The 18,317-nt window shown below is 68.3% G+C and carries 9 protein-coding genes; 4 read left to right on the top strand and 5 right to left on the bottom strand.

The features are described from left to right. Positions 1-137: 137 nt before the first annotated feature. The 3 genes from FF041_RS21080 to FF041_RS21070 all read right to left on the bottom strand — a co-directional run bounded on the left by FF041_RS21080 (position 138) and on the right by FF041_RS21070 (position 4,354). A complete protein-coding gene (locus FF041_RS21080; protein WP_153524218.1) occupies positions 138-1,535 on the bottom strand; it encodes an MFS transporter in 1,398 nt (465 codons plus the stop codon). 330 nt (positions 1,536-1,865) lie between these two features. Beyond that, positions 1,866-3,404 (bottom strand): L-piperidine-6-carboxylate dehydrogenase, encoded by a 1,539-nt coding sequence (amaB, locus tag FF041_RS21075; protein WP_153524217.1) that lies wholly within the window; start codon positions 3,402-3,404, stop codon positions 1,866-1,868. 14 nt (positions 3,405-3,418) lie between these two features. Further along, positions 3,419-4,354 (bottom strand): 2OG-Fe(II) oxygenase family protein, encoded by a 936-nt coding sequence (locus tag FF041_RS21070; protein WP_153524216.1) that lies wholly within the window; start codon positions 4,352-4,354, stop codon positions 3,419-3,421. A 932-nt stretch (positions 4,355-5,286) separates the two neighbouring features. Here FF041_RS21070 and FF041_RS21065 point away from each other — a divergent pair. The 4 genes from FF041_RS21065 to cmcH all read left to right on the top strand — a co-directional run bounded on the left by FF041_RS21065 (position 5,287) and on the right by cmcH (position 9,926). Then, positions 5,287-5,997 (top strand): CmcI family methyltransferase, encoded by a 711-nt coding sequence (locus tag FF041_RS21065; protein WP_153524215.1) that lies wholly within the window; start codon positions 5,287-5,289, stop codon positions 5,995-5,997. Positions 5,998-6,043: 46 nt separating this feature from the next. Further along, positions 6,044-7,018 (top strand): CmcJ/NvfI family oxidoreductase, encoded by a 975-nt coding sequence (locus FF041_RS21060; RefSeq protein WP_228388457.1) that lies wholly within the window; start codon positions 6,044-6,046, stop codon positions 7,016-7,018. 140 nt (positions 7,019-7,158) lie between these two features. After that, entirely contained in the window at positions 7,159-8,097 is a 939-nt protein-coding gene (locus FF041_RS21055; protein WP_153524214.1) for a 2OG-Fe(II) oxygenase family protein, read from the top strand. A 263-nt stretch (positions 8,098-8,360) separates the two neighbouring features. Further along, positions 8,361-9,926: a 3'-hydroxymethylcephem-O-carbamoyltransferase gene (cmcH, locus tag FF041_RS21050; protein ID WP_153524213.1), complete on the top strand. Its 1,566-nt coding sequence runs from the start codon at positions 8,361-8,363 to the stop codon at positions 9,924-9,926. Between the two features lie 230 nt (positions 9,927-10,156). Here cmcH and FF041_RS21045 read toward each other — a convergent pair whose 3' ends face one another. Both FF041_RS21045 and FF041_RS39175 read right to left on the bottom strand, forming a co-directional pair. After that, positions 10,157-11,146 carry a 2OG-Fe(II) oxygenase family protein gene (locus FF041_RS21045; protein ID WP_194292111.1) on the bottom strand — a complete coding sequence of 330 codons (990 nt, stop codon included), beginning with the start codon at positions 11,144-11,146 and terminating at the stop codon, positions 10,157-10,159. A gap of 153 nt (positions 11,147-11,299) precedes the next feature. Then, positions 11,300-18,283, bottom strand: coding sequence for a non-ribosomal peptide synthetase (locus FF041_RS39175; protein WP_323392301.1), 6,984 nt, complete (start codon positions 18,281-18,283; stop codon positions 11,300-11,302). Positions 18,284-18,317: the final 34 nt, after the last annotated feature.

Here is an 18,317-nt window from a genome sequence, read left to right as displayed (position 1 = left end):
ATCGGGCTGACCCGGCCGAGAGTTGGGCGCCTCTCCGCGTGGCTCGGCGGGCGGCCCGCCACACCATCGCGAGCACCGGCCCGCACTCCGATGACCGGTGTCCCCTCCCCCGCCGGCGCCCATGGGCAGGCCGTTCGTCAGCGCTGGGCGGCGTGCTGGCGCTCGCGCAGAACGGGCAGCACCGGCGTGAGCGCGGCGAGGGCGAGCAGGATCACGGCGATGGCCTGAAACGCGTTTCCGTAACTCTCCGCCAGTGCGGCGGGCGTGCCGGAGGCGGTCGTGGTGAGGGTGAGCACCACGGCGAGGCCGAACGCGCCGCCGAACTGCCGGGTGGTGTTCATGAGCCCGGAGGCCGCGCCCGCGTCGGCGGAGTCGACGCCCGCGGTGACGGTGGTGATCAGCGGGGTGCTGAGCAGTCCGCCCCCCAGCGAGATCGCCACGGCCGGGCCGAAGATGCCGGTGAGATAGCCGCTGTCCGGGGTGATGGCGCTCTGCCACCAGAATCCCGACGCGGCGATGAGCGCCCCGGCGGCTATCAGGGTCCTGGCCTGCACCCGCTGCATCAGCCAGGGGATGAGACGCAGCCCGACCACCAGCATCACCACCGCGTGCGGCAGAAAGCCGAGGCCCGTCTGCGCGGCGCTGTAGTGCAGCACGTCCTGCATGGTCAGGGTCAGGAAGTACCAGACCGGGACCTGGCTCGCCCCCGCCAGCAGCATCGCCAGATTGCCCCAGCCGATCCCGGGGAGTCCGAACAGGCGCGGGGGTATCAGCGGTGTCGGGGCGTACCTCGTCTCGACGACCGCGAACGCGGCGAGGGCGGCGAGCCCGCCGAGGAGGGGCAGCGCCGTACGGGGGTCGGACCAGGCGTGGGTGTGGGCCTGGGCGACGCCGAGGGTGAGCAGGGTCAGCGCGGCCGTGGCCAGCACCGCCCCGGGCAGATCGAGGCGGACCCGTCGCTGGGGGCCGGTCCGCCGGGCGATCACCCGGACGGCCAGCAGCATCGCGGGAACCCCGATCGGCACATTGATCAGCAGGACCGAGCGCCAGGACAGATACTCGGTCAGCACTCCCCCGAGCATATTGCCCGACGCCCCGCCGGCCAGGCCCACCGCGGTCCATATCGTCAGCGCCCGGGTGCGCCGCGGGCCTTCGGGGAACGTGGTGGTCAGCAGGGTCAGGGACAGCGGGGCGAGCACGGCCGCGCCGATCCCCTGCGCCGCGCGGGCCGCGATCAGCATCGCCGGGGTGACGGCGAGCCCGCCGATGAGGCTGGCGACGGTGAACACCGCGAGGCCGCTCACGAAGACCCGCCGGTGACCATAGAGGTCGGCGAGCCGCCCGCCCAGCAGCAGCAGGCCCGCGAAGGCCAGGGTGTAGCCGCTCACCACCCATTGCAGGCTCTCCGGGGCGAACCCGAGATCCGACTGGATCGAGGGCAGCGCGACGGTCATCACCGAGACGTCGAACACCACCAGGAAATGCGCCGCACATGCCAACGCGAGCGCCGTCACGGCGGCAGATCTCCCCTGCATGGCTGACTTTCCCCCCGTTACGTATACGTATCGATCACCGCGCTCCGGCGAGCGCGGGCATGGGTGTGGGTGTGGGTGTGGGCATGGGCATGGGCGTGGGCATGGGCGCACTCCGTGCGATGACAAGCCCTTGTCCCGGGCCCCGGGAGGAGGGCTGCTCCGCTCCCCCGGTCCCGCGGGGCTCGGGTGCCCTGGCGCGGGGCCGTGGCCGGGGGCTCGGTCGAGCCCCCGGCCACGGGCGGCACCCATCAAGCCGGGGGTGTACGGGGCCGCCCCGGAACAGGCCATGCGGCCGGGGGGGCGGGAGCCCCGTGCGGTCCGGCAGCCGCTCTACTGGGAGAAGTTCACGCCCTGCGCCAGCGTGACCTGCCCGGAGTAGTTGACCGTGTTGGTCGCGCGGCGCATATAGGCCCGCCAGGAGTCCGAACCGGACTCGCGTCCGCCGCCGGTCTCCTTCTCTCCTCCGAACGCGCCGCCGATCTCCGCGCCCGAGGTTCCGATGTTGACGTTGACGATGCCGCAGTCCGCGCCGTCGGCCGCCAGGAACCGCTCCGCCTCGCTCTGGTCGGCCGTGAAGATCCCGGACGACAGCCCCTGCGGTACGTCGTTGTGCAGCCGGATCGCCTCGTCGAGGTCGCGGTAGGTGAGGACGTACAGAATCGGCGCGAAGGTCTCCTCACGCACCACGGCGGTCTGCGCGGGCATCCGTACGATGGCGGGCTGGACGTAGTAGCCGTCCGGCGCCGCCTCGGCGAGCTGCCGTTCGCCGCCGGCGCACAGGGTGCCGCCTTCCGCGACCGCGCGGTCGAGGGACTCGCGCATCCGGGTGTGGGCGGCCTCGTTCACCAGCGGGCCGACCAGGGTGGAGTCCTGGAACGGGTCGCCGATCGGGAGCTGACCGTAGGCGCGGACGAGCCGCTCGACGACGGTGTCCGCGATGGACTCGTGCACGATCAGCCGGCGGAGCGTGGTGCACCGCTGGCCCGCCGTGCCCGCCGCCGCGAACACGGCGGCGTTGACGGTGAGATCGAGGTCCGCCGACGGGGTCACCACGGCGGCGTTGTTCCCGCCGAGCTCCAGGATGCTCCGGCCGAACCGGGCGGCCACCCGGGGGGCCACCTCGCGGCCCATGCGGGTCGAGCCGGTCGCGCTGATCAGCGGCACCCGCGGGGAGTCCACGAGCCGTGCGCCGGCCTCCGCCGCACCGAGCACGAGCTGATGGACGCCGGCCGGCACGCCGGTCTCGGCGATGGCGCGGTCGAGCAGCGCGGTGCAGGCGAGCGCGGTCAGCGGGGTGAGCTCCGACGGCTTCCAGACCACGGCGTCACCGCAGACCAGGGCCACCGCGGTGTTCCATGCCCACACGGCGACCGGGAAGTTGAAGGCGGAGATCACCCCCACCACCCCCAGGGGGTGCCAGGTCTCCATCAGCCGGTGGCCGGGGCGCTCGGAGGGCATGGTGCGGCCGTAGAGCTGCCGGGAGAGGCCCACCGCGAAGTCGCAGATGTCGATCATCTCCTGCACTTCGCCCAGTGCCTCGGAGCGGATCTTCCCGGCCTCGACGGTGACCAGATCGGCGAGATACTGCTGGTGCTCGCCCAGCAGTTCGCCGAATCGCTTGATCAGCGCGCCCCGCAGGGGAGCCGGGGTGGTACGCCAGTCGTGGAACGCCGCCTGCGCGGCCTCGACGGCCCGGTCGACGGCTTCCGGCCCGTCGGCACGGAGGGCGAAGAGATCCCCGCCGGTGATCGGTGTACGGGCGGTGATGGCGTCGCCCTTGAACACGGCGAGGTCGACTCCGCAGCGCGTCAGAGCGGTCTTCGCCCTGGTGCGTATGCCATCGGTACTGCTGACTGCTGCTGCAAGCATTGCGGCTGCTCTCTCTATGCCTCGGACGTCCTGCGAATGTTCACATAGTTGCCCTCGATCCAGTCCTTGAACGTGGCGGTCTCCCCGTCCAGGCTGATATCGAATCCGCACTCTCTGGCCAGGGAGACCGAGAAGCTGAAGTCCGAGTCGGGGCGGAGGAAGAAGACGCTGGACGTACGGCCGCTGCCGGCGATCTGGTCCCGGTTCGGCGCCGCGACATGGTGCCTCGGGGCCTTCACCTGGCCGCCGGTCACCAGGGTCGCGATGGCTCCGCAGAAGACGAGGACCGCGTCCGGCTTGGCCGGCAGGTCCACGAACGCGCCGCCGATCTCGGCCTGGAGGCTGACGAACCCGTTCGGGCACGGCGTCTGCTGGATCACCGTCACCATCGACAGGTCGTAGTGCGGCGCCATCCGCAGGGGCTGCTCCTCGGCGCTGCGGTCCTCGGGGACCTCGGGGAAGTACCGGAACCTCAGCAGGGGTTCGCAGTCGACGAAGGACTCGACGCCGCCCACCGGTTCGGTTCCGGTCGTCTTCAGGACCTGCCGCGCCACTTCCTGGGTGACGTCATACATACGGCCGAAATAGTGCGTCCAGACCCGCTCGAAGTCCCCCGGGGGGAAGACGTTGTCCGCCAGCCCCATCGAGTAGCACATCGAGTAGTCGGAGTAGGTTCCGGCGTTGGTGATCTGTGCGGTGCTCTCCGACTCCAACCCCGTGAACCCCCGGCGAATGGTGGGAATCGTGGAGGTGGCGGCCCGCTTCTCCTCCTCGGTGCCATGCTCGAAGAAGTCAATGGCGACGTCCTTGGCGGATTTCTGATCGGCGTCCGACAGGCCGCTGTCCGTCAGATAGAAGAGACCTGTCTCCGCCAGGCAGCTGCGGAACTCCTCCTGGTGGAGCCCCTCCTGAAGCTCGGCCAGGCTGAACGTCGGCACCGTCGTGTCCATCGACACTCACTGCTCCTCTCATAACCGGTGGTCAACAACACAGTGGAAAGCAATAGACGCATCGGCGGACCGGTTCCCGGTCCCGCATCGGGGCGCCGGTTTCCCGTCGGCCCCTTCAGCGCAAGCGCTGAATGATCGTGGCCGGTCGGCGGGATCTCATCCGGCGCGGACGCGCGGTACGGACGCCTCGGGGCCGACGGCCCCGGTCACGGTCACGCTCCGCCGGCTCGGCGGCGAGGCGGGTGCGGTGGGCGGTGATGTGCTCGAAGGCCCTGCGCGGCGGCGATCCGCCGGAGTCGGAGTCAAGGTTGACGACAGTGAGGCCGAGCGGCACTCGGCCGCAGGCGCCATCCCGGTCGGCAACGGCCATATCGTGTATCTCCCGCTGAATTCAGATAAACAAGGCCCGCCGGCATTCGATCGACGTGAAGCACAGTAGCAGCCGTCACGCGATCTCGAACAGGCCCTTTCCCTGCGTTGACAGAAAACCATGAAGAGTACTCCGAGAGAGCTCGAAGAGGATCTCAAGAGCAGTGTGGGCCAGCATTGAGAGTCCAAAATAACCAGTTCACCGTCATGGCACGCCAGAAATTGCTCTCATGCGCACTCCCGATCACCAAAAAACTATCGTGATCATCGGGTCTTGACAGCCCATCTATTTGCCGACAACGTACTGTCCAGATCGCCGGACGGGACCGGTTCGACGGGCGAATCGAAATTGGCTGGACCATAATTTCGCGATACAGGCACTGCCGCTCGACACCGGAGAGCCGCGTCATGCCCCGCGTCTGCGCGCCGAGCGCCCCGCTTGCTCCGCCCGCGCTACCCGGCGGTCGCCGACAGCCGGTCACCGCGGTATCAGGGAGATCGAGCTCCCCGTGCCGACACCGCAAGATCAGCAATAGCCCATCTAAAACCCAAGGGAGAGCGCTATGAACGACTACTCTCGTGAAGACTTCATAGATTTGAACACATTCCGGGGCCTAGGAGAAGACCCGGCTTACCACCCGCCCGTTCTCACGGACAGGCCGCGCGACTGGCCTCTCGACAAGTGGGCCGAAGCGCCGCGCGATCTTGGGTACTCGGATTTCGCCCGCTATCAGTGGCGCGGCTTGAAGATGCTCAAGGACCCGGATGCGCAGGCAGCGTACCACGATATGCTGTGTGAATTGCGCCCCGCCACGATCGTTGAATTGGGCGTATTCAACGGCGGCTCGCTGGTCTGGTTCCGCGACATGGCCAAGCTCATGGGATTCGACTGCCAGGTCATCGGAATCGACCGGGATCTCTCCCGATGTCAGATCCCCGAATCCGAGATGTCGAACATCACCCTCTACGAGGCCGACTGCTCCGACCTGAAGACCTTCGAGCCCCTCCGCGAAGCGCTTCACCCGCTGATCGTCATCGACGACGCACACGTCAACACGTTCAACATCATGAAATGGGCGGTCGACCATCTGCTCGAACAGGGTGACTATTTTATTATCGAGGACATGATTCCGTACTGGTACCGGTACACCCCCAAGCTGCTGACCGAGTATCTCGCGGCATTCAGCGATGTGCTGACCATGGACATGATGTACAGCAACGCCGGCTCCCAGTTGGACCGCGGCGTCTTCCGCCGGTCGACGCCGAAGCCGTAAGCGTAGGCGCACGCGTACGCCCAGGCATACGCGTAGGCATACGCGTATGCAGGCCGCGGCACAGGGCGGACCGGGAATCCCTGCCAGCCCGCACGCAATCGCGTTCGGGCAGCAAAGAGAGCTTCAAGGTTCAGCGGAATGGGTGGTCATGTCAGCCATATCGAGTCTCTTGTACTACAGCGCACCGCTCACACCGACGAGCGGAGACGACGATTGGTGCATCGACGCCGTATCCCAGCCGCCCGAGGTGCTCTTCAATTTCCGTAAGGTCGCCACCGAGACAACCATCACCGATGTGCGCGGCAGCACGATCCTGCCGAAACTCGACACCATGGGTTTCGAAAAGATCACGGCCCCTACTCGGGTGGATCACCGAGACCTCGTGGAGCGCTCCGCACCGTCGATCGAACGCTATCAGCGTGAGACGGAAGAGCTCTTGAAATCCCTCACCGGCGCCGACACGATAGAGTTCTTCGACGCTACCGTGCGGCGCGAGGACGCAGGAATTCCGGGCGATCCGTCCTCCCAATCACCGCATTTGCGTGTGCATGTCGACCAGAGCCCGAAGAGCGCCCTGGCCCGCGCCGCGGAGTACGGGGAGCCAGGACGCCGATTCCGCAGGTTTCAGATCATCAACATCTGGCGACCGCTGATCGAGCCCGTTCGGAATTTTCCGCTCGCCGTCTGCGACTACCGGTCGGTGAATCTCTCCGCCGATCTGGTGGCGACCCGGCTGGACTTCCCCGCGTGGCTCAAGGACCGTGAGAACTACTCTGTCCGGTACAACCCCGGCCACCGCTGGTACTACTGGGGATCGCTCTCGCCCGATGAAGTGATGTTCTTCAAGTGTTACGACAGCGCAAGTCGTGACCTGGCGCTTTTCGGCGAAGACACGGAGCGGCCCGGCCTCGCCGATGTAGCCGGCCTCTGTCCGCACACGGCCTTTTTCGACGAAAAAGGACCGACCACGGGACATCTGCGAACTTCCCTGGAAATGCGCGCACTACTCTTCCATAAATAATCGCCGCCCGGCCGCGGACCGAGTCCACGGCCGGGCGGCATATAACGTGCCCGGATGCACCGGTATCCACCCGTATAAACCGAGGGCGAGGCCGAACGGCTGTCGGGGGTGCCAGAAATGCTGAGAAGGAGCAGGTGAACATGGCAGACACGACGGTACCAATCTTCAGTCTCGCCGATTTGCGGAAAGGCGTCGACCAGGAGAAGTTCCGCAAGTGCGTGACGGAGATGGGCGTCTTCTACCTCACCGGTTACGGTGCGGGCGAGAAAGAGCACCAGCTGGCCACGGACACGGCGATGGACTTCTTCGCTCACGGCACTCCTGAGGAGAAGCAGGCCGTGACCACGAAGATAGCGACCATGCGCCGCGGCTACTCCGCGCTGGAGGCCGAGAGCACGGCCCAGGTGACCAACACCGGCACCTACACGGACTACTCGATGTCCTTCTCCATGGGGATCTCGGACAATCTCTTCCCCTCGCAGCGGTTCGAGACCGTGTGGACGGAGTACTTCGACAGCCTCTACGCCGCCGCGCAGGAAACCGCGCGGATGGTCCTGAACTCGGCCGGCACCTATGACGCCGGGGACATGGACAAGCTGCTGGACTGCGACCCCGTGCTGCGGCTGCGGTACTTCCCCGAGGTCCCGGAGCACCGCTCCGCCGAGCAGGAGCCACGGCGGATGGCCCCGCACTACGACCTCTCCATCATCACCTTCATCCACCAGACCCCGTGCGCCAACGGGTTCGTGAGCCTCCAGGCCGAGATCGGCGGCAAGATGGTGGATCTGCCGGTCGTGCAGGACGCCGTGGTCGTGCTGTGCGGCGCGATCGCCCCGCTGGCCACCCAGGGCGCGGTCCCCGCGCCCAACCACCACGTCAGGTCCCCGGACGCCAGCATGCGGGAGGGCAGCGGCCGGACGTCCAGCGTCTTCTTCCTCCGCCCCTCGACCGACTTCTCGTTCTCGGTCCCCAAGGCCCGGTCGTACGGCCTCGACGTCAGCCTCGACGCCGAGACCGCGACGTTCGGGGAGTGGATCGGGACCAACTACGTCACGATGCACGCGACCACCGAGTCGTAGGCACCGCCGCGAGGGACACAGTGTTGATGACGCTGTGACCGAGGCGGGGGACACGCGAGCTACATGAGCCGGAACGGGTCCGCGAGGTCCTGGTCCGGCTCATGCCGCTGGACGGCCGTTCGCCCGCCGTCGCGGTCACTCACCCCAGGAGCGCGGTCGTCGAGAGCCCTCCCGCACGAAGGCGCTGCCGCCGCCTCAGCCAGGCCAGGGAATCAGATCACACCTGACCATCGACGATGGTCCAGTGCGTTGGAAGGATAGGAATGCTCGTCGTTGCATTGAAGCCGGGTCACGACGGCGCCGTCGCCGCGATCGACAATCGTCAGCTGCTCTACTCGCTTGAGTCGGAGAAGGACTCACGCCCCCGGTACACGCCCTTGCTGCCGACGACCATCCTCGATATCGCCGAGCGGCTGGACGCCATTCCGGACGTGGTGGCGCTCGGCGGCTGGAGCGACCTGCGCCCCCGGGGCATCTCGTACACCGGTGCGGGGTACGAGGGCATCCAGGAGCCCACCGTCACCACCTCCCGCTTCTTCGGCAAAGAGGTCAAGTTCTTCAGCTCGACGCATGAGCGGTCGCATATCTACATGGCGCTCGGAATGGCTCCGAGGGACGCCGCACCCGTGCGGACGGTCCTCGTCTGGGAGGGCGACGTCGGCGCCTTCTATCTCGTCGACTCCCAGAACCGGATCATCCGCAAGGTCCCGGTTCTCTCGGAGCCCGGTGCGCGCTACGCCTTCCTCTTCGGGCTCGCCGACCCGACCTTCGCCGAGACCGGGGCGAAGCCGCGCCTGAACGACGCCGGCAAGCTGATGGCCCTGGCGGCGTTCGGCAACTCGGCGGACGCGAGCCCCGACATCAGGGATGTCGTCGAGCGGATACTGAAGCAGGACTCCATGTACCCGGCGCCCAAGGCCGAGTACCGGGACTCGGTCCTGTTCAACGCGGGCGTCGAGTCGATCGAGTGCAAGAACGCCGCCGCGCTGCTGACCGAGCGCCTCTTCGAGACGTTCGCCCAGGCCGCGCGCGAGCACACCCCCGAGGGCAGCCCGCTGTACATCTCCGGCGGCTGCGGGCTGAACTGCGACTGGAACAGCCAGTGGGCCGACCTCGGTCACTTCTCCTCGGTCTTCGTCGCTCCCTGTACCAACGACTCCGGTTCGGCGCTGGGCACCGCCATCGACGCGCTCTCGACGTTCACGGGCGATCCCCACATCGACTGGAACGTGTACAGCGGACTCGACTTCGTCACCGACGCCCAGCCCGACGCCGCCCGCTGGCGCTCCATGCCGCTCGACGACGACGCCCTGGCCACGGCCCTGGCCGCCGGCCGGGTCGTCGCCTGGGTGCAGGGCCGCTGGGAGATCGGGCCGCGCGCCCTGGGCAACCGGTCGCTGCTGGCCGATCCGTTCGCCCTGGACACCCGCGACCGGCTCAACACCATCAAGCAGCGCGAGGACTACCGGCCCATCGCGCCCGTCGCCCGGGTCGAGGACCTCGGAGCCGTCTTCCACCAGGACTTCGAGGATCCGCACATGCTGTACTTCCGTCATGTACGGGAGAACAGCGGTCTGCACGCCGTGACGCACGTCGACGGCTCGGCCCGCGTCCAGACCGTACGGGACTCGGGCAACCCCCGGCTGCACCGGCTGCTGACGGCGTTCGCCGCCAAGCGCGGATACGGCGTGCTGTGCAACACGTCGCTGAATTTCAACGGGGACGGTTTCATCAACCGTACGTCCGATCTCGCGTTCTACTGCGAATCGCGGGGAATCCGGGACATGGTCGTGGGCGACACCTGGTACCAGCGCGTCGAGGGTTCCTAGTCACGGTCTCCTAGACACGACCTAGGCGCGACAGGGCGGCGGCCGAGCTGGTGGGCCGCCGCCTTCGGCATGCCCGCTGCCCTCGGCATGCCCAGCGGCAGGCGTGCGCGTCCCGCTCTCCGCTTCTCGCCGGGACCTCCGCGGCGCCCCGGAAACGACTGATGTGGTGGACGGAGACTCCGTCCACCACATCATCGGTCTCACCGGCCCTCAGCGGGCCCTTCGACGGCTCAGGTCTGGCCGTTCTTGACGATCAGCGCACGGAGGCCGTGCTGAAGGTACTCCCCGTACGACGTCGTCGGGTTCTTCACCGTCCCGGCCGCGCCTTCCGGCACGAACGGCTCGATGACGCTGTTGTGCCCGGCGTTGAGGAAGAACGGCAGCGACAGCCGCTCCGCGTTGATGAACTTCACCCGGTGGTTCGGGGCCGGGAAGTAGTCGTGGGTGATGTGGCCCATGTACGTACCGCAGTTCACCAGGAAGTCCTCGTCGGACCTCGGTATGTCCTGCCAGCCGTCGACCGTCTCGACCTGGAGGTTCTGCACCTCGGTCTGGTACAGCACGGTGATCATCGAGACGTCCAGATGGTCCTCGAAGCTCAGCTTGGTACCGTCCGCGCCCGTCTTGACCGGCGGATACTCCTCCAGATAGGGGTAGCGGATCAGCGACACGGAGGACAGCGTGTCGGCCTCGGCGAGCGCCTCGTCGAAGAAGTCCTCGCGCCGGCCCAGCGCCAGCGCGTACCCCCGCATGATCACCGTGGAAAGCCGGAGCAGCTGCCGGTAGTAGTCCTCGCAGAAGGGCCGGAACCGCGGGTGCTTCTCCTCGTCCGGCCAGAGGTTCACCTCGTGCATCGGGGTCTCGGATTTGATCATCGGGTGGTCGTCGGAGAACGACGGGTTCAGGTAGCAGAAGGACTCGACGGCCTTCTTCCCCTTGATCGCCTTGTAGTAGCCGTTGCGCACATGCGGGTTGTCCTTGTTGTACGCGTTGATCGCCAGGTCGTGCTTCTCCTGGTCGCTCATGTTCCGGTGGAACTCGTTCACCACGTCCTGGAGCAGCTGTACGTCCACACCGTGGTTCGACGCGTAGAAGAAGCCGGACCCGCGGGCAGCCTTGTTGATCTCCTGCGCGACCCGCTGCTTCGCCTTCGCGTCGTCTCCGGACAGCGGCGAGATGTCGATGGTCGGAACTTCCGCCGACGGCATCAGAATGGGCATGCAAACCTCCGTGTACTCCGCACCTGGCGCTGGTGACTGGGCAGGGCGCGCGGCACGCCCTCCCGGGCGGTCGCGCCGTACGAGCGCGCGACCGCTATCTGCTGGACGCGGGCGGAGCCGGCCGACGCCGGCTCCGCCATCCGTCTGTTCACTTCACCGGGTTTCCGACAGCGACGCGGAGACGCGTTCGCATATGCCGGTGACCAGGCGCTCGTTCCGTACCCATGAATGGTGGGTCTCACCACTCAGCTGGTGGATCTCGATCGACTCGGCCGGCAGGAGCGAGTCCAGGCCGTTGTAGGGCGACCGCAGATAGAACTCGAACAGCCGGGCCTGCTGCTCGTCGCGGACGATCTCGTTCGGCTCGCCCGCCTTGAACATCATCAGCCGGCCGAGTCCAGCCCTGAGCCGCTCCAGATCCTCCTGGTCCGGCGTGTAGTGGTAGTTGATCGGATCGAGGATGTCCTCGACGCCGGGAAGCCCGATCCGGGCCGATGAATTCCGCGCGTCGAAGTAGGGGTCGATGAGGAACAGGTTGTCGATCTTCTCGCCCGCGCGCGCCAGCTGAAGCGACACCTCCAGCGAGAGGACTCCGCCGAAGCTCCAGCCGAGGAAGCTGTACGGGCCGGCGGGCTGAAGGCTGCGGATGTGCCCCAGATAGAACCGGGCCAGCTCCTCGAACGACTCCATCGGGGAGTGCAGATGCACATTGTTGAACAGCACGAGCCGGTAGCCGGGCAGCCGCTGCGCGATATTGCTCAGATAGCTCTCGGCGCCGCCCTCGCCGGGCGGGAAGACGAAGAGGGTGCGCTCCGCGCTCTCCTCGTTGACGAGGATGTACGGATCGAAGACGCCCGCGGGCGCCTCCGCCGGCCCCGCCTGCTCCCGCTCGCTCCCGCTGCTCGCCACGGCCGACGTATGGGCCGTCAGCCGCTCCAGCCACACCTTCAGCTCGCTCGTGAACCGCTGGGTGACGGCCCGGTCCAGCCGGCTGTCGACCACGGTGACGAGCCGGCCGCCGGTGCACCTCATCGTCACATCGACGCTGAACTGGTCGGCTCCCCGGTTGCGGTCCGAGATGTCGCTGCCCGACATCGCCGAGTCGAGCTGCCAGCCCACCGGGAGGTCCGGCGTCCCCTCCCCCTCGTCGGAGATCCGCCCGAGATAGTTGAAGCTGACCAGCGGCAGCGGCGCGCGCTCGCCGCCGTACCGGCCGAAGAGGGCGCCGTATCCGACACCGTGGTGCGGTACCCGGCGGGCGGCCTCCCGCGTCCCGAGAATGCTGCGCCCGAGATCGTCGGGGTCCGCCTCGACGGCCCGCGGATGCATCGTCGTGAACCATCCGACCGTGTCCCGGACGTCGGGGGCCCCGTCGAAGAGCTCCCGGCCATGGCCTTCGACCGTGACATGGTTCGTCGCCAGCCCGGTGATCGACCGCAGCGCGTATCCGGTCGCCGTCAGCAGCAGGTCGTTCATGGTGGTGTCGTACGCCCGGTGGCTCTCGGTGAGCAGGGTCTGGGTGTCCGACGGGTTCAGGGCGAACTCCTCGCGGTGCGTCGCCGCGCCGCTCGAAGCCGGCGACAGCGCGGCCGGCGCCGTCGACGCCATGCTCTGGGCGGTCTCCGCCCAGAGCCGCCGCTCGTCCTCGCTGGGGACATAGCGGCTCAGCGCCTGGGCCCACTGGCGGTAGCTGCTCGTCTTCTCCTCCAGCTGCCCGCCGTGGTACAGGATCTCCAGATCCTGGGCGAGGATGTGCCAGCTGACGGTGTCGACGATCAGATGGTGCAGGGCAAACCAGACCCGGGCGGTCCCGTCCTCGAAGCCGTGGAGATACGCCACGCAGTGGACCGGGCCGCGCTCCAGGTCGAAGCCGCTCTGCCAGTCGGCGAGCCGCCGGCTGATGTCCTCCTCCCGCAGACCGCTGACGTTGAGTTCGCGCAGGACGACGTCCTGGCGGCCCTCGTCGTAGGTCTGGGTGATCCGGTGGCCGTCGTCGCCGGACCCGGTGGTGTAGCGCAGCCGGAACGCGTCATGGTGGTCGATCAGCTCCGCCAGGGCCTGACGCAGCCTCGTCACATCGAGCTGCGGGGTCCTGACGGCGAAGTTCTGGTTCCACCAGCCGCGGTCCGCGAGCGGCTTGGCGAAGAACCACTCCTGGACGGGGAGCAGCGGGCAGTCGCCGCTCAGCCGGCCCTGCTCGGGGGCCTCGGTTCCGTCGCCCTCGGCCCCGGCGGGGGCGGCCGGGGCGGCCAGTACGTTGTCGGCCAGCAGCCGGACGGTGGGGAAGTCGAAGACGTCCTTGACGCTGACCTTCCGCTTGACCTCCCGCTGCACCTGGCTCGCCAGATGCAGGGCGCTGATGCTGTCGCCGCCGGACCGGAAGAAGTCGTCGTCGATGCCCACCGTGCCGCCCGGCAGCCGGGCGCTCCACAGCTGGCAGAGCCGGGCCTCGGTGCGGTTGCGCGGGGCGGTGTAGGTCTCCCGCTTCGCGGAGAGGGCCGCCTTCGGCAGGGCCTTGGCGTCGAGTTTTCCGTTGACGGTCATCGGCAGCGGCCGGTCGAGCCGGACCAGCAGCGAGGGGACCATGCTGGGCATCAGCTTCGCCCGCAGGGCGGCGAAGATCCCGTCCTCGTCGACGGTCGCGCCGGCGTCCGCCACGTAGTAGCCGACGAGCAGCCTGCTGTCGGGCGTGCGCTCGTCCGCCGCGGCGACGACGGCGCACTCCCGTACCCCCGGGCAGTCGGCGAGGACCGCTTCCACTTCGCCGGGTTCGATGCGGAGGCCGTTGACCTTGACCTGTGCGTCGTTGCGTCCCACGTACTGGATATCGCTGTTCCGGTTCCGCTGGACCAGGTCGCCGGTCCGGTAGAGGACCGCGCAGCGGCCGTCGCGGTGCTCGGCCTCGGTCCGGAACGGGTTCGGCAGGAAGCGCTCGTCCGTGAGCTCCGGCCTGTTGAGATATCCGTCGGTGACGCATTCGCCGGCGACGTAGAGTTCGCCGACCGCTCCCGGGGGGACCAGGTTCATCGAGTCGCCGAGCACATAGAGCCGGGTGTTGCCGAGGGCCGCTCCGATGGTGTTCCGGTACGGCTCGCCGGGCTCGAAACGCCGGCCCGTGTTGTAGACGGCGGTCTCCGTGGTGCCGTAGGCGTTGACGATCGGTCCGGTGTACTCGCTCCGGATCTTCTCGAAGTGGTGCTCGTGGAACGCCTCTCCGGCGACGAGCACCGTGCTCAGTCCCGTCAGCCGCGCGAGGTCGAACTGCTGGATCTGGGTCGGCGTACCGCTCACATAGGTCAGTCCCGCGCGGTTGGCGTAGTCGTAGAAACCGTCGTCGTGGACGAGCGAGGGCGGCGGGACGATGAGGGTGTGGCCGCCCAGGACCGACAGCGCCAGCTGCTCCACGGAGAAGTCGAAGACGTAGTTGGCCAGGAACAGGACGCCCTGGCGTCCGGCGTCGGGCGCTGCGAAGTAGCGTCCGGCCAGCTGCTCCCGGAAGCTGTCGACCGCACGGTGCGGGACGAGCACCGCCTTGGGCTTGCCGGTGGTGCCCGAGGTGTAGATCGCGTAGGCGAGATCGGTGCTCGTGGCCGCGGTGACCGGGTTCTGGGCCGGCCCGTGGTCCAGCGGCGCCGTGTCGATGTCCACCACCGGGAGCTCCGCCGCGCCGGGCAGCCCGCGCAGCCATGCGCCGTGGGCCCGGTCGGTCACCGCCAGCCGCGCCCGGGTGTCCTCCAGCATGAAGGCGACCCGGTCGTCGGGGTAGCCCGGGTCGATCGGCAGATACGCCGCCCCGGCCTTCCACACCGCCAGAATCGCGATGATCATCAGCTCGCTCTTGTCCAGCACCAGGCCGACCAGGTCGCCGGGCTTCAGCTGCACGACGGAGCGGAGATGGTGCGCCAGCCGGTTGGCCCGCTCGTTGAGCTCGCGGTAGGTCAGCCGGGTGTCGCGGTACACCACCGCGATCTCGTCCGGCCAGGCCGCCGCCTGCTCCTCGAACACCGCGGGCAGCGTCCGGGACGGGGCGGTGGGGGCCGCGGTCCCGGCGCCGGCCAGCAGCGCCGCCCGTTCCGCTTCGGTCAGGCCGGTGACGTCCGCGAGCCTGGCCCGGCCCCCGGCGGGGGCGAGCCGGGCGAACTCCCCGAGGATGTGCTGGAACGTGGCGATGAACCCTTCGGCGCTCTCGTCGTCGAAGAGGGACGCGGCGTAGGTCAGATTGCCCGTCAGCCCGTCCGGGGTGTCGGTGATGGTGGCCGACAGATCGAACTTGGTGGCCGTCCAGCCGCCGCCGTCCGGCTTGTAGTCGATCAGCGCCGGCCGCTGCTCCGACGGGGCTGTGCCGTGGGCGCGGTCCGTGACGTTCTGGAGGGTGAAGTTGATCTGGAGGACGGGGTGGCGGCTCGGGTCCTTCTCCGGCTGGAGCTCCTTGACGAGCTGTTCGAACGGCAGCTCGCCGTGGACCTGTGCCGCCACGACGTCCGCGCCGACCGAGCGGACGTACTCCGTCAGCGTCGCCTCCGCGTCGATGCGGGTGCGCAGCGCGAGCAGGTTCGCGAAGAATCCGACCGTACGGTCGAACTCCGGGCGCCCCCGGTTGGCGGAGGGGGTTCCCACCACGAAGTCGCGCTGGCCGGTGTACTGGTGGAGCATGAGGTTCCACGCGCCGAGCAGCACGCTGTAGAGGCTCACCCGCTCCGACTGGGCCAGGGCCTTCAGGGCGTCCATGGTCCGCTCGTCGAGGTCGAATTCGATCTCCCGGCCGCGGTAGTCGAACCGGGGCGGGCGCGGGCGGTCCAGCGGCAGTCTGACCGTCTCGAACCCGGCCAGCGCGTCGGTCCAGTAGTCGGTGAGCGCCGACAGCCGCCGGCCGCTCAGATACTGGCGCTGCCATACGGCGAAGTCCGCGTAGGTTCCGTGGACCGTGCCGAGCTCGGTCTCGGGCACCCCGTGGAGCAGGGCGGCCAGCTCCTCGCGGAAGCCGCTCCAGGACCAGCCGTCGAAGCAGCTGTGGTGGAGCACGATGCTCAGATACAGGCTGCCGGGCCCCGTGGCGAGCTCGAACAGGTCCGCCTGGACGGGGAGCTCCTCGTGGAGACGGAACACATATCCGGAGTGCTCGACGAGCTTCTCGTCCAGCTCGGCGACGCCGCCGGCCGTGTGCACGGGGACGCCGAACGCGGCCGAGGCGTCGTCCCCGGGCAGGATGCGCTGCCGCCGGACGCCGTCGTCGTCGGTGGTGAGCAGGGTGCGCAGCGCGGGGTGGCGCCGCACCAGCGCCCGCAGGGCGTGGGTGATCGAGTCCTGGTCCACGCCGTCGCCGGTGGCGATCCGGAGGACGAAGGGGATGTTGTAGGCGGCGGTTCCGCCCTCGAATTCGTCGATGAAGAGCAGGCGTTCCTGGGCGAGCGACACCGGGGGGTGCTCGGCGCCGGTGGCGGCGTATCCGGCGGCCGGCTCGATGTGCTCGTCGTCGGCCTGTGCGGCCGATTCCCGGATGTGCTTCGCCTGGGCCCCGAGGGTCGTGTGCTGGAGCACGGTGGCGACGCCGAGGCCGCGGCCGAAGCCGGTGGTGATGGCCTGGGCGAGCACCATCGCGCGGAGGCTGTCGCCGCCGAGTGCGAAGAAGTCGTCCTGTACGCCGACGCGCTCCGGGGGGACGCCGAGCACGGTGGACCAGATGCCGCACAGCTTGGCTTCGACGTCGTTGGACGGCGCGATGTACTCGGCGCTGTCGCCCGGCGCGAAGTCCGTCTCCGGGAGCCGCTTGACGTCGAGTTTTCCGCTGGGGGTCACGGGGATGTCGGTGATCCGCAGGACGCGGGAGGGGACGACGGCCTCGGGCAGCTTCCGGCGCATCCACTGCTTCAGGTCCTGCTCGTCGAGCTCGCCGTCGCCGACGTAGAAGCCGACCAGGTACTTCTGCGTGGTGAGCCCGGCGTCCTGGTGCTCGCGGGCGATCACCAGGGAGCGGGTCACTCCGGGATAGGAGGACAGGGCCGCCTCGACCTCGCCGAGTTCGACGCGCTGGCCGCGGATCTTGACCTGGAGGTCGGTACGGCCCAGACACTCCAGCTCGCCATTGGGAAGCCAGCGGACCAGGTCGCCCGTCTTGTAGACGCGGGCGTTCCGCCCCGATGCCTTCTCCTCGGGGGTCTGGAACGGGTTGTCCACGAATCGGTCCGTGGTCAGATCGTCCCGGTTGAGGTAGCCGCGGGTGACGCCGACGCCGCCGATGTAGAGCTCGCCCATCCCGCCGACCGGGACGCGCTGCATCGACTTGTTGAGCACGTAGGCCGTGTAGTTGTCGACCGGGTGGCCGATGCTCTTGGTCGAACGGCGCTCGCCGACCGTGTACGGCCGCTTGTGGCTGGTGATCGAGATCTCGGTGGGGCCGTACCCGTTGATGATGGTGCCCTGGAACATTCCGCGGATCTTGTTGAACACCGGCTCGGTGAAGTCCTCGCCGATGGCGTCGATCCGGGTCAGGGACGTCGTCGTCGAGTAGTCGTACAGCGAGAGGACCGACGGCGTTCCGGAGAGGTAGGTGACCTTCTCGTCGTTGATGTACCGGTACAGACGCTCGGCGTCCGTGCGCATCGTGTCGTCGAGGACGACCAGCTTCTGCCCGTTGAGCAGGGCGTCGGTCATCTGCTCGACGAAGTGGTCGAAGACGTAGTTGGAGAACGACAGCAGGGCCTCTTCGCCCTCGCTCCTGTCGAGCGTGAACAGCTTCGCCAGGGATGCCTGGAGGTTGACCACTCCCCGGTGCTCGACGAGCACCGCCTTCGGCCTGCCGGTGGTGCCCGAGGTGTAGATCGCGTACGCCAGGTCGGTGCTGGTGACCGCCGTGACCGGGTTCTCGGTCGACCGGTAGCCCATCGGCAGCAGCTCGATGTCCATCACCGGCAGCACGTCCGCGCCGGGCAGCCCGCGCAGCCGCTCGCTGTGGGCCTGGCCCGTCACCACCAGCCGTGCCGAGGTGTCCTCCAGCATGAACGCGATGCGGTCGTCGGGGTAGCCCGGGTCGATCGGCACATAGGCCGCCCCGGTCTTCCACACCGCCAGAATCGCGGTGATCATCAGCTCGCTCTTGTCCAGCACCAGGCCGACCAGGTCGTTCGGCTTCAGCTGCACGACGGAGCGGAGATAGTGGGCGAGCTGGTTGGCG

This window comes from Streptomyces jumonjinensis, assembly GCF_009600885.1.
Classification (GTDB): Bacteria; Actinomycetota; Actinomycetes; order Streptomycetales; family Streptomycetaceae; genus Streptomyces; species Streptomyces jumonjinensis.
The sequence above is the reverse complement of the archived record's forward strand: the minus strand, read 5'-3'. Positions and strand labels throughout refer to the sequence as shown.

Excerpts from the sequence above, each read along its gene's own strand:
- FF041_RS21080 (WP_153524218.1), bottom strand. The coding sequence starts at position 1,535 with ATGCAGGGGAGATCTGCCGCCGTGACGGCGCTCGCGTTGGCATGTGCG.
- amaB (WP_153524217.1), bottom strand. The coding sequence starts at position 3,404 with ATGCTTGCAGCAGCAGTCAGCAGTACCGATGGCATACGCACCAGGGCG.
- FF041_RS21070 (WP_153524216.1), bottom strand. The coding sequence starts at position 4,354 with ATGGACACGACGGTGCCGACGTTCAGCCTGGCCGAGCTTCAGGAGGGG.
- FF041_RS21065 (WP_153524215.1), top strand. The coding sequence starts at position 5,287 with ATGAACGACTACTCTCGTGAAGACTTCATAGATTTGAACACATTCCGG.
- FF041_RS21060 (WP_228388457.1), top strand. The coding sequence starts at position 6,044 with ATGCAGGCCGCGGCACAGGGCGGACCGGGAATCCCTGCCAGCCCGCAC.
- FF041_RS21055 (WP_153524214.1), top strand. The coding sequence starts at position 7,159 with ATGGCAGACACGACGGTACCAATCTTCAGTCTCGCCGATTTGCGGAAA.
- cmcH (WP_153524213.1), top strand. The coding sequence starts at position 8,361 with ATGCTCGTCGTTGCATTGAAGCCGGGTCACGACGGCGCCGTCGCCGCG.
- FF041_RS21045 (WP_194292111.1), bottom strand. The coding sequence starts at position 11,146 with ATGCCCATTCTGATGCCGTCGGCGGAAGTTCCGACCATCGACATCTCG.